Origin of the sequence: Streptomyces pluripotens (assembly GCF_000802245.2) — a bacterium.
In the GTDB taxonomy this organism is placed as follows: Bacteria; Actinomycetota; Actinomycetes; order Streptomycetales; family Streptomycetaceae; genus Streptomyces; species Streptomyces pluripotens.
This window is the reverse complement of record NZ_CP021080.1, coordinates 4,986,509-5,001,068: the sequence shown is the minus strand read 5'-3', so window position 1 is coordinate 5,001,068 and position 14,560 is coordinate 4,986,509. Positions and strand designations below refer to the sequence as shown.

Annotated in this window: 17 protein-coding genes and 1 pseudogene; 9 read left to right on the top strand and 9 right to left on the bottom strand. The window is 69.4% G+C overall.

Features of this window, described 5'->3' with window-relative positions:
* Positions 1-27 precede the first annotated feature (27 nt).
* Complete coding sequence (locus tag LK06_RS22615; protein ID WP_039651438.1) at positions 28-687, bottom strand: zinc ribbon domain-containing protein; 660 nt, start codon at positions 685-687, stop codon at positions 28-30.
* A gap of 557 nt (positions 688-1,244) precedes the next feature.
* Positions 1,245-1,442: a DUF6104 family protein gene (locus tag LK06_RS22610; protein WP_039651436.1), complete on the bottom strand. Its 198-nt coding sequence runs from the start codon at positions 1,440-1,442 to the stop codon at positions 1,245-1,247.
* A gap of 674 nt (positions 1,443-2,116) precedes the next feature.
* On the opposite strand from LK06_RS22610, the gene LK06_RS22605 reads away from it, so the two are divergent.
* Both LK06_RS22605 and LK06_RS22600 read left to right on the top strand, forming a co-directional pair.
* On the top strand, positions 2,117-3,097 hold the full coding sequence (locus LK06_RS22605; protein ID WP_039651435.1) for a DUF4097 family beta strand repeat-containing protein: 981 nt from the start codon (positions 2,117-2,119) through the stop codon (positions 3,095-3,097).
* Position 3,098: 1 nt separating this feature from the next.
* On the top strand, positions 3,099-4,163 hold the full coding sequence (locus LK06_RS22600; RefSeq protein ID WP_043433555.1) for a PadR family transcriptional regulator: 1,065 nt from the start codon (positions 3,099-3,101) through the stop codon (positions 4,161-4,163).
* 123 nt (positions 4,164-4,286) lie between these two features.
* Here LK06_RS22600 and LK06_RS22595 read toward each other — a convergent pair whose 3' ends face one another.
* The 4 genes from LK06_RS22595 to LK06_RS22580 all read right to left on the bottom strand — a co-directional run bounded on the left by LK06_RS22595 (position 4,287) and on the right by LK06_RS22580 (position 7,613).
* Positions 4,287-4,850: a Clp protease N-terminal domain-containing protein gene (locus LK06_RS22595; protein WP_043433557.1), complete on the bottom strand. Its 564-nt coding sequence runs from the start codon at positions 4,848-4,850 to the stop codon at positions 4,287-4,289.
* Positions 4,850-5,059, bottom strand: a complete 210-nt coding sequence (locus LK06_RS22590; protein WP_039651429.1) for a helix-turn-helix domain-containing protein — start codon at positions 5,057-5,059, stop codon at positions 4,850-4,852. The genes LK06_RS22595 and LK06_RS22590 overlap by 1 nt, the downstream gene beginning before the upstream one ends.
* A 113-nt stretch (positions 5,060-5,172) precedes the next feature.
* Positions 5,173-6,138 carry a zinc-binding dehydrogenase gene (locus LK06_RS22585; protein WP_039651428.1) on the bottom strand — a complete coding sequence of 322 codons (966 nt, stop codon included), beginning with the start codon at positions 6,136-6,138 and terminating at the stop codon, positions 5,173-5,175.
* A gap of 251 nt (positions 6,139-6,389) precedes the next feature.
* Positions 6,390-7,613 carry an NAD(P)-dependent malic enzyme gene (locus LK06_RS22580; RefSeq protein ID WP_039651426.1) on the bottom strand — a complete coding sequence of 408 codons (1,224 nt, stop codon included), beginning with the start codon at positions 7,611-7,613 and terminating at the stop codon, positions 6,390-6,392.
* A 587-nt stretch (positions 7,614-8,200) separates the two neighbouring features.
* On the opposite strand from LK06_RS22580, the gene LK06_RS22570 reads away from it, so the two are divergent.
* The 4 genes from LK06_RS22570 (at position 8,201) to LK06_RS22555 (ending at position 11,423) form a co-directional block, all read left to right on the top strand.
* The gene (locus LK06_RS22570) at positions 8,201-9,157 is read left to right on the top strand and encodes an ABC transporter substrate-binding protein (protein ID WP_039651424.1); all 957 of its coding nucleotides are present in this window, start codon (positions 8,201-8,203) and stop codon (positions 9,155-9,157) included.
* Positions 9,158-9,186: 29 nt separating this feature from the next.
* Entirely contained in the window at positions 9,187-10,116 is a 930-nt protein-coding gene (locus tag LK06_RS22565) for an amino acid ABC transporter permease (RefSeq protein ID WP_039651422.1), read from the top strand.
* A gap of 44 nt (positions 10,117-10,160) precedes the next feature.
* Entirely contained in the window at positions 10,161-10,913 is a 753-nt protein-coding gene (locus LK06_RS22560) for an amino acid ABC transporter ATP-binding protein (protein ID WP_039651585.1), read from the top strand.
* 156 nt (positions 10,914-11,069) lie between these two features.
* Positions 11,070-11,423, top strand: a complete 354-nt coding sequence (locus LK06_RS22555; RefSeq protein ID WP_039651421.1) for a winged helix-turn-helix domain-containing protein — start codon at positions 11,070-11,072, stop codon at positions 11,421-11,423.
* Positions 11,424-11,615: 192 nt separating this feature from the next.
* Here LK06_RS22555 and LK06_RS22550 read toward each other — a convergent pair whose 3' ends face one another.
* Positions 11,616-11,894 carry a hypothetical protein gene (locus LK06_RS22550; RefSeq protein ID WP_052318919.1) on the bottom strand — a complete coding sequence of 93 codons (279 nt, stop codon included), beginning with the start codon at positions 11,892-11,894 and terminating at the stop codon, positions 11,616-11,618.
* 216 nt (positions 11,895-12,110) lie between these two features.
* Between LK06_RS22550 and LK06_RS22545 the strand changes: the two genes are divergently transcribed.
* Positions 12,111-12,740: a CGNR zinc finger domain-containing protein gene (locus LK06_RS22545; protein ID WP_039651419.1), complete on the top strand. Its 630-nt coding sequence runs from the start codon at positions 12,111-12,113 to the stop codon at positions 12,738-12,740.
* Here LK06_RS22545 and sodX read toward each other — a convergent pair.
* Positions 12,644-13,078 carry a nickel-type superoxide dismutase maturation protease gene (gene sodX, locus LK06_RS22540; RefSeq protein WP_071659152.1) on the bottom strand — a complete coding sequence of 145 codons (435 nt, stop codon included), beginning with the start codon at positions 13,076-13,078 and terminating at the stop codon, positions 12,644-12,646. The genes LK06_RS22545 and sodX overlap by 97 nt on opposite strands.
* A gap of 145 nt (positions 13,079-13,223) precedes the next feature.
* On the opposite strand from sodX, the gene sodN reads away from it, so the two are divergent.
* Entirely contained in the window at positions 13,224-13,619 is a 396-nt protein-coding gene (gene sodN, locus LK06_RS22535) for a superoxide dismutase, Ni (protein ID WP_030339082.1), read from the top strand.
* A 7-nt stretch (positions 13,620-13,626) separates the two neighbouring features.
* On the opposite strand, the pseudogene LK06_RS35090 reads toward sodN, so the two are convergent.
* Positions 13,627-13,749, bottom strand: a pseudogene (locus tag LK06_RS35090) (tyrosine-type recombinase/integrase); the annotation flags it as partial.
* 394 nt (positions 13,750-14,143) lie between these two features.
* Between LK06_RS35090 and LK06_RS22525 the strand changes: the two are divergent.
* Positions 14,144-14,545, top strand: coding sequence for a helix-turn-helix transcriptional regulator (locus tag LK06_RS22525; RefSeq protein WP_039651415.1), 402 nt, complete (start codon positions 14,144-14,146; stop codon positions 14,543-14,545).
* Positions 14,546-14,560 lie beyond the last annotated feature (15 nt).

Here is a 14,560-nt window from a genome sequence, read left to right as displayed (position 1 = left end):
TGCGCGCCCACGGCCCGGGCGCCCGCCTCACCGCTGGGCGCCGCAGGCGGGGCAGAAGGCGGCGCCCTCCGGAAGGGCGGCGTCGCACGCCGAGCAACTCGTGGTCTGGGCGAGACGGTGTCCGCAGCCCGGGCAGAAGGCGCTGCCACGGGTCTCGGTACGGCAGTTGGGGCAGACCAGCTGACGCGGGGTGGTGACGTCGTATGTGCCGCCACGCTGCTGGCCCGCGTCATAGGCACGCTGGGCGACCATGTCGTTCAGCCCCCGCTGCTGCGCCGCCTGCGCCTCGGCGGCGGTGTCCGGCGAGCAGTTCAGGCAGAGGCCGTGCTCCGCGTTCCAGCAACGGGCACAGACGTAGTCGGTGCAGCGCGGGCAGCGGTTGAAGTGGCCCTGTGCGTTCTCTATGGCGCGGGTGAACGCCGCGTCCCGCTGCGTACCGAAACTCGCTCCCGCCAAACCGTCCGCGGCGGCGGACACACCACGTCCGGCGCCGCCGATGAACGACCATGCGGCGTTGACCCCACGCGACAGCCAACCGGCCATCTGCCCGGCCCGGAAGGACTCGAACGGCGAGCGCCAGGTGTCGTAGCAGCGGGAGCAGGAGAACTCGAACTGGAAACCCGCACCGGTGCCGTGCTCGACACACAGGTCGCGGTAGTTGTTGCTGAAGTAGATCTCGGTGCTCATGACAACCGCCCCCCACAGGGAATTTCGTGCCGTTGGTTCAACCCCGGGGACGCCGCGCGGATCTCACGGGGTTCCCGTTGTGGGCAAGTGACCGTGCTGTGACGCGCCAGGCAGCGCCAGGCAGCGCCAGGCAGTGTATCGCCGGGGTGGATAGGGGCCGTGAGCCACCGTCGATCGACCGCACTCGGGTGCCTTCCGGCCCGCACGGATGGGTGCCGTGACCGCCGCTGGCACAGACACCGGCACGGGGAACGTCAGTTTCCCGTGCCGCGGACGCTCCACCCGCCCACCCGTCCATCTGTCGCTGCCGAGCGCGGAGCCGATGACCGGGCTGGGCCGCAGCGCCGGGCAACGGGTACGCGACCCTGTTGCGGCGATCGGCGGCCAGACCCCGGCCCAGCGCCCCAGGAGCGTGGGAGCCGTCCTCGGTCGAGCCGGGTGCCGCGGTGTGCGGCCGGACGCGGATCCGGCAACGGGACGTGCTCCCGCCCAGGCTCCGGAAGACGTCGAGGACCGGCACGGACCGGACACCGGAGCTGCCCTCCGGGCGCCCCGGCCTACTCGTCGTCCTCGCCCGCCTCGTCGTCCTCGTCGTCGAGGCGGGCGAGCCACGTGGCCAGCCTCTCGACGGGCACCTCGAAGTCCGGATTGAGGTCCACGAAGATGCGCAGCTGCTCGGCAAGCCACTCGAAGGTGACCTCTTCCTCGCCGCGCCGCTTCTCCAACTCCTCGATACCGCGGTCGGTGAAGTACATGGGGTGCGTCTCCTGCATTGCGTCCGGGTCGATGACGGCGTCAGGGACAGCGTCTCAGATCGTCCGGGCGCTCCGGCGCGGGGCCTGCCGTCCGGCGCCTCCCAGCCCCCGGAGGGGCACCCGCCACCGGGCCGATCGGCCGGGCCGTTCGAGCCACGCTCCCGGCGCACGGGGTCACCCGCGCCGGCGCAGCTCCCCGTACGCGGTGCTCAGCGCCCCGTGCGCCAGGAGCAGCGCCCCCGCCACAACCCACCCCGCGCTACATCGGCGCAGCGCCCACTCGATCATCGTCGCTCCCGCCCCCAGCTGAACCACCGGCAGTCAGCGGCCCCACGGATCTCCGAGCCACAGGACCCAGGGCCCGAGCGCCCCGCCCCGCCGGGGTTCACCTCGGCCGCTCCCCGGCATCCCGCCCATCCCGGCGGCGCCCTCGGCGCACACGGGCTTCCACCACCCCGCGTCCTCGATCCATCGCACCCCGCCTGGCGTGCGGCCCACCCGAGAACACGTCCGTCGGCCTGGCCGCACGCCAGGCGGTTCACCCGCACATCGTCCGAGATAGGCCGTATGTACTCACGCGAAAGAGCGCCTTGACTTCCGATGGCCACGATATATCGTGTTTGACAGGGGACGCGATATGACGTGTCGCGGCCGAAGAGAGCCCAGGAGGCCCCATGTCCGAGTGGTCCGTCACCGAGCCCCAGAAGCTGACGTTCGACATCCCGGTAGGCGACCTCAAGGTCCGCATCGTGAACGGCACGGTGAACGTGGTGGGCACGGACGAGGCTTCCGCGCGCCTGGAGGTCTCGGAGCTCGAAGGCCCCCCTCTGGTGGTCACCCAGAAGCACGGCACCCTCACGGTGGCCTACGACGATCTGCCCTGGAAGGGCTTCCTGAAATGGCTCGACCGCAAGGGCTGGCGGCGCAGCGCCGTCGTCTCCCTCGCGGTCCCCGCCGACACCTGCGTGGAGGTGGGCGTGGTCGGCGCCGGCGCCGTCGTCTCCGGTATCCGCGGTCCTGCGGTGGTCAAGGGAGTGACCGGCGACACCACCCTGGTCGGCCTCTCGGGTCCGGTCCGTGCAGATACCGTCTCGGGAAATCTGGAGGCCCAGGCGGTCACCGGTGATCTCCGGTTCAACTCGGTCTCGGGAGACCTGACCGTGGTCGAGGGGTCCGGCCCCTCTGTCCGTGCGGACTCCGTCAGTGGTTCGATGATGATCGACCTGGATCCGGACGGACCCACACAGGTCAGCCTCACCAGCGTCTCCGGCGAGATCGCCATCCGCCTGCCACATCCGGCGGACGCCGAGGTGGAGGCGAACACGGCGAGCGGCACGATCTCCAACGCCTTCGACGGACTTCGGGTGCACGGCCAGTGGGGCACGCACAAGATCACCGGTCGGCTCGGCGCGGGCACCGGCAGACTCCGGGCGACCACGGTCTCCGGCTCGATCGCCCTACTGCGCCGCCCGTCCCGGGAAGGCGAAGAGGACACCCTCCGGGAGGCCGAACCGTCGCGGAAGCCCAGCACCGGCCCGGCGTCCGACCCGACCGAGAGTGCACAGGCCGGGGCGGGGGACAATTCCGTCTCCGGTCGGGGCGCCGACGCCACCGGCGCCCCGACCGACGGCACGACCGACAAGAAGGTGCTCTGACATGCCCCCCGTCTTCGCCCACGGCCGCCTGCGCCTTTACCTGCTCAAGCTGCTCGACGAGGCACCCCGCCATGGCTACGAGGTGATCAGGCTTCTGGAAGAACGCTTCCAGGGGCTGTACGCCCCCTCGGCCGGCACGGTCTATCCCCGGCTGGCCAAGCTGGAGGCCGAAGGCCTGGTCCGGCACACCACCGAAGGCGGTCGCAAGGTGTACGCCATCACGGATGCGGGCCGTGCCGAACTGGCCGACCGGAGCGGTGAACTGGCCGACCTGGAGCTGGAGATTCGCGAGTCGGTCGCGGAACTCGCCGCCGAGATCAAGGCCGACGTACGCGGCGCGGCCGGCGACCTGCGCCGCGAGATGCGAGCGGCGGCCTCCGCGGCCCGCCGGGGCACCGGGACACCGGCCGGCACGGCGGGCCCCTCCGGCGAGCAGGGCGACATCGACGACAAAGAGGCCTTGCGCGCGGCCAAGGAGGAGATGCGCCGGGTCAGGCAGGAGTGGAAGGAGCAGGCCCGCCGCGCCAAGGACGAGAGCCGCCGGGCCCGCGAGGAAGCCCAGCAGGCCCGCCGTCAGGCCCAGGAGGCCCAGGCGCGGGCACGGGCCCAGGCACAGGAGGAGATGCAGCGCATCGCTCGACGGGTCCAGGGCCGAGTCCAGGACCACCTCACGCGCGGCGACTGGCCGTCGGCCGTCAGCGAGGGCCTGGCCGAACTGGCGAAGGAATTCGGCGAGCTGGGCAAGGACTTCGGCACGAGAACCGGCAAGGGCGACGACGGCAACCGCACTTCAAAGAGTGCGACGCAGACCGCCCCCGCCACGGAACCACACTATTCGTCCACCCCAAAGGACTTCCCGGTGGAGTACGAGCCCTCCTGGGCCCACGAGGACTTCACCGGCGACCCGGCGCGCGACCTGGACCGCCTGCTGGACCGCTTCCGCGACGACATCCGCGATACGGCCCGCGACCACGGTGTCACCGGCGCCCAGTTCCGTAGCGCCCGCCACCATCTGTCGGCGGCGGCGGCCCGCATCACAGCGGCGCTTCACCACCCGGACGCCTGACCCCGCCCCCAGAGCGACCGGGAGCAGGCGGACAAGACGCCGCGCCGCCCGCCCCCGGCCGCCCTGTCGATTCAGGCGGGCTACCGACGGGCCGGGCAAAGGGCCAAGCGGGCGAGAGCACCCTCACCCCGCCTTCGCCCCACCCCCGTACAACACCCTCACCACCGCCTCATATGTCACCCCGTGCTCGGCCAGCGCCTCCGCCGCCACCCCGGGCAGGACGGTGAGCGCCAAGAGCAGATGGTCATCACCGATGTGCCGGTCGTGCCGGGCGAGAGCTTCCCGCAGGGATCTCTCCAGCACGCTCTTCGCTCCCCGACTGAAGGACAGCCGGCGCCCCGGCCGCCAGCCTCCGGCCCCTCGGCCGCCGGACATCGCCCCGACGCCGTGCACCTCCTCCACCCGGGCCACGACCTCCGACACGTCGATCCCCAGCCCGGCCAGTGCAGTCGCCTCGACCTGGGTCAGTCCGGCCCGCCGCCGCGCTTCCGCCAAAGTCCACCGCACCTCTTCCCGGCGCTCCGGGAGCCCCAGGGCGGACAGTGCGAAAGCCGCCCGGCCGCCCGCAGGGTCGAAAAGCGCGAGGAGCAGGTGCTCGGGGCGGACCTGCCCTGCCCTACTCTCCTCGGCGTGCCCGACCGCCCCGTCGACCACGGACCGGGCGTCCTTCGTGAACCGCTCGAACATCAACGCCTCCCGTACTTCTTGTGCACGGCCTGCCTGCTGACACCGAGCTCCGCGGCGATCTCCTGCCACGACCAGCCCTGATTGCGCGCACTGCGCACCTGCACCGCCTCCAACTGCTCCAGCAGCCGGCGCAGCGCGGCCACGGCGCGCAGTCCCACCCGCGGATCGCGGTCGCCAGCACGCGCGGCGAGATCGGTTGCCTCCGTCATATCGTCAACTTACATTGACACTCGACGTCCGTCAACCTTGATTGACAGAAAGGGTGTGGAAAAGGCGGGCCCGGTCCCGGACCCGCCTTGCGGTTCGCCCCCACCGCGCAGCCTCAGGAGCCGGTGAGCACGATCTTCCCGAACTGCTCCCCGGACGCGAGCCGCTCGAAGCCCTCGCGCGCCCGGTCCAGCGGCAGCTCCTCATCAATGACGGGCCGTACGCCGGTCGCGGCGCAGAAGGCCAGCAGGTCCTCCAGCTCCTCCTTGGTACCCATGGTGGAACCGACCACCTTCAGTTCCAGGAAGAAGATCCTGGTCAGCTCGGCATGCGAGGGCCGGTCCCCGCTGGTCGCTCCGGAGATGACGATCGTGCCGCCGGGCCGCAGGGACTTCACCGAGTGGGACCAGGTGGCGGCGCCCACGGTCTCGATCACGGCGTCCACCCGCTGCGGCAGCCGTGCTCCCGGCTCCACGGCCTCCACCGCCCCGAGGTCCAGGGCCCGCTTCCGCTTCGCCTCGTCCCGGCTGGTGGCGAAGACGCGAAGCCCCGCCGCCTTGCCGAGCACGATCGCGGCCGTGGCGACGCCACCACCCGCACCCTGCACGAGAACCGCGTCACCGGGGCGCACACCGGCACGGGTGAACAGCATCCGGTAGGCGGTCAGCCACGCGGTCGGCAGACAAGCCGCCTCGGCGAACGACAGTTCCCTGGGCTTGGGCAACACGTTCCAGGTCGGCACGGCGACCTGCTCGGCAAAGGTGCCCTGGTAACGCTCGGTCAGGATGGAGCGCGGCTCCTCCGGGCCGACGCCGTAACCGGTCTGTCCGATGACGGAGTGCAGGACGACCTCGTTGCCATCCTCGTCGACGCCGGCGGCGTCACAGCCGAGGATCATCGGCAACCGCTCCTCCGGGAGGCCGACGCCCCGAAGGGACCAGAGGTCGTGATGATTGAGGGAAGCGGCCCGCACATTGATGGTGCTCCAGCCGGGACGGGCCTCGGGAGCCGGACGCTCCCCCAACTCAAGGCCGGTGAGCGGCTGGTCGCGGTCGATTCGGGCGGCGTAGACAGCGAACATGGGCTCGACGATAGGCGGACCGCGCGGCCGGCGGAACCAGCGACCCCTGTGACACATGCCCTCTTGCGCACGAACTCCCGCACAAGAACGACCATCCGCACGGGACCGTCCCCGTACAGCGCAGTCCCCCCGCGCCCACGCCGTGGGCGGGCCAGAAGACCAACGCGGCGCCCTCAGCTGCACCCGAACCGGCACCGACGGGGCCAAGACCATGGCCCCGCCCGGGATGGACGGGGCCATGAGGTACGGCGTCAGCGGCGAGCGACGCCCTCAGCACGAGCGGCAGCCGCAACCGCCGCCGTGACCGCCGGAGCGACTCGCTCGTCGAACGGCGACGGAATCACATAGTCGGCGGCGAGGTCGTCGCCGACCACAGCGGCCAGCGCCTCCGCGGCGGCGATCTTCATCCCCTCGGTGATCCGCGTGGCCCGCACCTGCAGCGCGCCCGCGAAGATCCCGGGGAAGGCCAGCACGTTGTTGATCTGGTTCGGGAAGTCCGAGCGCCCGGTGGCAACGACCGCGGCGTACTTGTGCGCCACCTCGGGATGCACCTCGGGGTTCGGGTTGGCCATCGCGAAGACGAAAGCCCCCTCAGCCATGGAGGCAACGGCCGTCTCCGGGACGGTACCGCCGGAAACGCCGATGAAGACGTCCGCACCGGCAAGGGCGTCTTCCAGCGATCCGGTGAGGCCGGCCTTGTTCGTGAAACCTGCCAGTTCCCGCTTGACCGGGGTCAGGTCCGCCCGATCGGCCGAGACGACGCCCTTGCGGTCCGCCACGGCCACGTCCCCGATGCCGGCCTCGATCAGCATCCTGGCGATGGCGACACCGGCGGCGCCGGCACCCGAGATAACCGCGCGCAACTGCCCGATCTCGCGCCCGCTCAGACGCGCCGCGTTGCGCAGCGCCGCAAGTGAGACGACGGCCGTGCCGTGCTGGTCGTCATGGAAGACCGGGATGTCCAGGCGCTCCTGCAGCCGGCGCTCGATCTCGAAGCACCGGGGGGCCGAGATGTCCTCCAGGTTCACTCCGCCGAACGACGGGGCGAGCCGGACGACGGTCTCGACGATGGCGTCCACGTCGGTGCAGTCGAGGGCGATCGGGACCGCGTCCACGCCGCCGAACTGCTTGAACAGGATCGCCTTGCCCTCCATCACCGGGAGGGAGGCCTCGGGGCCGATGTCCCCGAGTCCGAGCACCGCGGTGCCGTCGGTGACGACGGCGACCACCGAGGACTTCCACGTGTAGTCGTTGACGAGCTCCGGCTGTTCCGCGATCGCGGTGCACACGCGCGCGACGCCGGGCGTGTACGCGAGGGAAAGGTCGTCCGTGTCCCGGACCGGCACGGTGGCCTGCACGGCCATCTTGCCGCCGCGGTGCAACGCGAACGCCGGGTCGAAGGAATCGAGGGGCTCGGCCCCGCCATCCTGATCCGTACTGTTGTCGCTGCGAGGATTGACGATCTCCGCTGCCACTTCGTTTTACCCCTTAGGTATGCATGGTTTGAGGGTCGACCACTCCTGGTGAGGAGTGGGCGGGCACCGCGCACGGCTCGATTGCGGATACGCACGAGCTCATACGCGACGGGCGCGCCGCACACGCGCCCTGAGCCCCGGATGAGGGGTGTAAAGAACCTTCTTACCGGACGGACGGCACCCGGGACGAGTCCATTAGGTACAAGGTCACATCCTGGAACCGGAAAGCCACACGGAGGTGACGCCCCGCTGACGTCCGCGCGACCGGCGGCACGACCTCGGGAGGGCGACAAGACGGGCGAAAATGCGTGAAAGACCACAGGCCTGGCTGACCACATCCTGAGACAGGCCGAAGATTTTCCGGCCACCGTGCTGGATTTCCGCAGATGGTTCGCGGTACTGGACCGAAGATGTACCGACCTGATGCGGTTCGGGGGTCACCCGTTATCCGATTTTGACATAGCGACCCCCCTGAATATCGGAATCCGAATGGCAAGATGCCGTAAACCCACGAGGTCGCGACACCCGAAGGTGTGTGTTTCCGTCGACCCACTGGCAACTCGTCCCCATCCGCCGGAGGAACCACGATGACCGCAAGCTCCACCCGTCGTACCACCGCCGCCCGCTCCCGTCTGGCCGCGGTGGGCGCGATCGCGGTCGCAGGCGCCCTGCTGCTCACCGGCTGCGGCGACCACACGGACAAGAACAACGGCTCCGGCTCGGCGTCCGCCTCCGCCCCGCTGGCCAGCAAGCTGCCCGCGGACATTCGCAAGTCGGGCAAGATCGTCGTCGGCTCCGACATCGCCTACCCGCCGGTCGAGTACATGAAGGACGGCAAGGCCGTCGGTATCGACCCGGACATCGCGGACGCCCTCGGCAAGCAGCTCGGCGTCACGTTCGAGTTCCAGAACGGCAAGTTCGACAACCTGATCGTGGGTCTGCAGTCCAAGCGGTTCCAGGTCCTCATGTCGGCCATGAGCGACACCAAGGACCGTGAGAACGGGGTCAACTCCGACAACGGCCAGAAGGTCGGCAAGGGTGTCGACTTCGTCGACTACTTCACCGCCGGTACCTCGATCCTGGTCCAGAAGGGCAACCCGAAGGGCGTCCAGTCCCTGGACGACCTGTGTGGCAAGGTCGTGGCCCTGCAGCGGGGCACCACGTCCGAGGACATCGCCAAGCAGCAGAGCAAGAAGTGCACCAAGGACGGCAAGAAGGCCATCAAGCTGCAGAGCTTCGACACCGACCCCGAGGCGCTGCTCCGCCTGAAGCAGGGCGCGTCCGTCGCCGACCTGAACGACTTCCCGGTGGCGGCCTACAACGCGAAGACCTCCGGCGGTGGCAAGGACTTCGAGGTCGTCGGCGAGCAGATCGAGGCGGGTCCGTACGGCATCGCCGTCAGCAAGGACAACACCCAGCTGCGCGACGCCCTCCAGGCCGCTCTGAACGCGATCATCAAGAACGGCGAGTACGCCAAGATCATGCAGAAGTGGAACGTCACGGACGGCGCGGTGACCGAGGCGAAGATCAACGGCGGCTCCTGAGCATCGCGCAACACTGAAAGGCAGTCCCCGTGACTGACACTGTCGACACGACTCCCGCACCGCCGGTGCCGCCGGAGCAGATCAAGGCCATCCCGGTGCGCCACTACGGGCGCTGGGTGGCCGGCGTCGGAGTCATCGCCATCCTGGTACTGATCGGGATAGCGTTCTCCAACGCCAACATCAACTACAGCATCATCCCGCAGTACCTCTTCGATCCGGGCATCGTCTCCGGTGCCTGGACGACGTTGTACATCTCCGTGCTCGCCATGGTGCTCGGTGTCGCCCTCGGCATCATCCTGGCCGTGATGCGGCTGTCGTCGAACCCGGTCACCAGCACCGTTTCGTGGTTGTACATCTGGTTCTTCCGCGGCACCCCGGTGCTGGTCCAGCTGCTGCTCTGGTACAACATCTCGATCGTCTTCCCCGTCCTGAACCTCGGCTTCTACAAGAACGAGATGAAGGATGTGATGACGCCCGTCCTGACGGCTCTGCTGGGACTCGGCCTGAACGAGGCCGCGTACATGTCCGAGATCGTCCGGGCCGGCATCCAGTCGGTCGACCTCGGCCAGACGGAGGCGTCGCACGCCCTGGGCATGACCCAGGGGCAGACGCTGCGCCGGGTGGTCCTCCCGCAGGCCATGCGGGTCATCGTCCCGCCGACCGGCAACGAGTTCATCAACATGCTGAAGACCTCGTCGCTGGCCTACGCGGTCCAGCTACCCGAACTGATCCGGCAGGCGACCGACATCTCCAGCACCTCGCTGGCGGTCGTCGAGATGTACTTCGTGGCCTGCATCTGGTACCTGTTCCTGACCACGATCTTCAGCATCGTCCAGTACTACGTCGAACGCCGTTACGCACGCGGTTCCACGCGCAACCTGCCGCCGACCCCGCTGCAGCGGATGAAGAAGTACCTCCGCATGTTCGGTTCGTTCCGCCGCCCGGAGGTGGCCCGATGAGCAGGCTCGCCAAGGACATCGTCCAAAGCACCAGCGGCCAGCCGATGGTGAAGGCCGAGGGCGTCCACAAGTCCTTCGGACACGCCCACATCCTCAAGGGCATCGACCTGGTGGTGAACCCGCGTGAGGTGTTCTGCCTGATCGGCCCGTCCGGTTCCGGCAAGTCCACCTTCCTGAGGTGCATCAACCACCTGGAGAAGATCAGCGCCGGCCGGCTGTACGTCGACGGAGACCTGGTTGGCTACCGGCAGCACGGCGACAAGCTGTACGAGCTGAAGGAGAGGGAAGTCGCGGCGCAGCGGCGGGACATCGGCATGGTGTTCCAGCGCTTCAACCTCTTCCCGCACATGACGGCTCTGGAGAACGTCATGGAGGCGCCGGTCCAGGTCAAGCGGGAGTCCAAGGCCGTCGCCCGCGAGCGGGCCGAGCAGCTGCTGGACCGAGTGGGCCTCGGCGACCGCACCGGTCACTACCCCGCCCAGCTCTCCGGCGGCCAGCAGCAGCGCGTCGCCATCGCCCGTGCGCTGGCGATGCAGCCCAAACTGATGCTGTTCGACGAGCCCACGTCGGCGCTCGACCCGGAACTGGTCGGCGAGGTCCTCGACGTCATGCGGGACCTGGCGGAGGACGGCATGACGATGGTCGTCGTCACACACGAGATGGGCTTCGCCCGCGAGGTCGGCGACTCGCTGGTCTTCATGGACGACGGTGTGGTGGTCGAGTCCGGCCACCCGCGGGACGTCCTGACCAATCCGCAGCACGAGCGGACGCAGTCGTTCCTGTCCAAGGTGCTCTGACCGTCCAAGGGGTTTCCCCCCCGCTCCGCACCCTGCCATGCACGTCTGCATGGCAGGGTGCGCGGCTTCCGGGACCCTCATCACCGGCCGCAAGGACATCTGGACCGACCGGATCAAGCTCAAGAACCCCCAGCTGAAGATGATCGTCAGAAGCAGGTGCAACCGGGTCTGGGCTCCCTGCTGCCCCCTGCACCCGGCGTACACGGGCAGCACGACTCCCTCACCTCAACCTTCAGCCGGGCCCCTGCCCGGCTCTCGGCGCACGAGCGATTGCTGCTCCAGCAGCTCGCCGAAAATGAGGGCGATGTCAGCCTGGCCGACGTTGAGGCCGAGGCCGAGCCGTACCTCCGCCCGGTCTGCATCCTCCAGGCGCTGACCAGGCTCGTGGAACAGTCGTTTGTGCAGGCGCAGGACACGGGTGCCAGCTGCCGGTTCCAGCTGCTGGCACCGATACGGGCGTTCGTCGCGCAGATGAGCGCGCAGGAGATGGCCTGGGAGACGGTGGCGTAGCTCGAAGGGGGGCGGTACGGCTCGTACCGCCCCTTCACTCGGTGCGCTGGACAAGCTCTGGTCACGAACCTCGGTTAAGGGCCGGCAACGGCGTGTCCGACGGCGGGCACCGCACCGGGCGCGCCTGGGCGAAGCCCTTCTCGCACGGCACGCGCGCCACCCCGGCGACGGCACACGGCGCCGTCGGTGTGCTCACCGTAGAGCTCGAACGCCGGGCGGCCGGCCGGCGAGGGCGGCGCCCTTCGCTGCGAGCCGCCTCCGCCCGGACCGGTCGAGGGCGCCCTCAGGTTTGGCTTGATCCATGCGCATGAGACGCCGAGCACGTTGGACCGCGTTGATCTGGGGCGTCGTCTCGTCGATCATGTGGTCCGCATTCACGAAGACACCGCCGTCGCGGACCGGCGCCGCGACCTGACCGTAGAGGGCCGCGAGGGGTTGATTGTGCAGCCAGTGCGGGGCCCTGGCGCTCACAAGGGTGGCGTAGAAGTCCTACGGCAGCCGGGCCGGTCGGCCGGGGCCTCCGGATCGGCGGTCACGAAAGAGACGCGGCCGTCGCCCCGGAAGGGGTTCTGGCGCTCGTGGCGCCGAGACCTCACCACTCATCGTCGCGCGTAATACCCTGGAAGGACGATCGGCTGTTACCCCGCCCGCAGGCACGACCATAGAGCGCCCTCGTAAGGATTATAAGTGGAACTGGCCTATTACTCGGACTATGCCGTCCGCCTCGTCAACACCGAGGAGCCGACCCGGGGCAAAGACACCCTGACCTCGGTCGAGGCCGTCCGCGACCTCTTCGGCATCAACGCGTCGGCCGCCCGCCGCGCCACCGACGCCGACGTCACGCGCTTCCGCTCGGTCCGGGCCCGACTGCGCGCGGTCTTCGAAGCGGCCGACACGGGCGACGAGACCCTCGCCGTGGACCTGCTGAACTCCCTGTTGCTGGAGTTCCCGGTGAGCCCGCAGATCTCCGGCCACGACCACCGCGACGAGGACGGCCGCCCGCTGTGGCACATGCACCTGGCCGACCACCCCTCGAACGCCACCGCCGGTTACGCGGCGATCGCGGCCATGGGCCTCGCCTTCCACCTGACCGAATACGGCGTGGACCGTCTCGGCCTGTGCCAGGCGCCCCCCTGCCGCAACGCCTACCTCGACACCTCCACCAACCGTTCCCGGCGGTACTGCTCCGACCGCTGCGCGACCCGCGCCAACGTGGCCGCCTATCGGGCCCGCAAGCGCCTGGAAGCCGAGCGGTCGGAGAACAGCGGCCTCGTGGCCGAGAGCGCCCAGCGCAGCACTGCCAGCGGCGAGCGCTGACCGGCCACCCGTGGCCGGTACCGGAACCAGGCCTTCCCCAGGATCAGCTCGTCCGGTACCACCCCGTAGTCGGTACTGTCACCGCCCGCGTACGGGTTGTCCCCGAGCACCCACCAGCCGCCCTCGCGCCGCTCCGTGGCACGCTTGACGACCAGCAGGTCCTGCTGGAAGGGGTGACGCAGGACCACGACGTCCCCCGGCCGGATCGGGGCCCCGTACCGCAGCAGCAGCCGGTCCCCGTGCCGAAGCGTGGGAACCATGGACGGGCCCGTCACCTCGGCCAGCCCCAAGGGGGGCACGGTCCTTCCCCGCTCGGTGTCCTGCGACAGCTCCGGCATTCCCGGCACCTCCCCGGTCCGTTCCTCCACCAGTCTCAGTCTCACCCTGGACTTTTGTCCTAAGCCCTGGGGGGCACCCACGAAAACCGGTCCCTCAGGGAGTAATCTCGCACCTGAGAAGACGATCACGAGGAAGGAACGCTCCATGCTTTCCCGCCTGTTTGCCCCCAAGGTCAAGGTCAGCGCCCACTGCGACCTGCCCTGCGGCGTGTACGACCCGGCCCAGGCCCGCATCGAGGCGGAGTCGGTGAAGGCCGTCCAGGAAAAGATGGCCGGTAACGACGACCCCCACTTCCAGGCGCGTGCCACCGTCATCAAGGAGCAGCGCGCGGAGCTGGCCAAGCACCACGTCTCCGTGCTCTGGAGCGACTACTTCAAGGCCCCGCACTTCGAGAAGTACCCGGAGCTGCACCAGCTGGTCAACGACGCCCTGAAGGCCCTGTCGGCCGCCAAGGCATCCACCGACCCGGCGACTGGCCAGAAGGCGCTGGACTACATCGCCCAGATCGACAAGATCTTCTGGGAGACCAAGAAGGCTTGATCTATGGCTAGGCCGTCTGACCTGCGGTTTCGCGGGTCGCATCGCCTACCTGACCGCACCCGGCCCGCAGGCCGCCGAGCACGGCGTCCATGACGGCCCGGGTGCGGTCTTCTTCGCCCGGCCACGGGTGCGTGCACCACCACCAGGGCAGCACGACCGCGGTGGGGGCACTGGCCGTGCCCTTCCTGTTCCGTATCGCGACTACCGGATTCCCCGGCTCCGCTCCACCTGGCTGCGCCTCGTCGCCGACCCCGTCCCTGACGAACTCCGCACCCCCTGACCGACCCAGGTACCGATCAACGCAGCGACCTACTTCGCGGGCGCCACGGCTTGTACCGGTGGACTCCCACAGCGAACTGCGCCGCTGCATCCACGCACCGCTCGCGCCGAACATCCCCTGGAACAGGCGGTTTCGTTTCGTTGGGATCATGGAGTATCAGTTGCCGATGGGACAGGGTGAGGCAGGAAGGAGGCTCCGCCGTACTCGGACCCCTCCGCTGTGAGCCCTGTGCGATGCTGGGGTGATGACGGCCCTGGAGGACCTCAGACGGCTACGGCGCGTACGGGACCGCATGGACCGCGAGTACGCCGAGCCGCTGGACATGACCCAGCTGGCCCGCGACGCCCTGATGTCCCCCGGCCACTTCCAGCGCAGCTTCCGCAAGGCGTTCGGGGAGACGCCCTACACCTATCTGATGACCCGCCGCATCGAGCGGGCCAAGGCGCTGCTGCGCCGGGGGGACCTCACGGTGACCGAGGTGTGCCTGGCCGTCGGCTGTACCTCGCTCGGCTCCTTCAGCTCCCGCTTCACCGAGTTGGTTGGCGAGACGCCGAGCAGCTACCGGGCCCGCTCCCACGAGGCGAGCGTGGTGATCCCGTCCTGTGTGGCCCGTACGTTCACCCGCCCGCGCCGCCGACCCTACTGAGTCCCGCGCACCGCG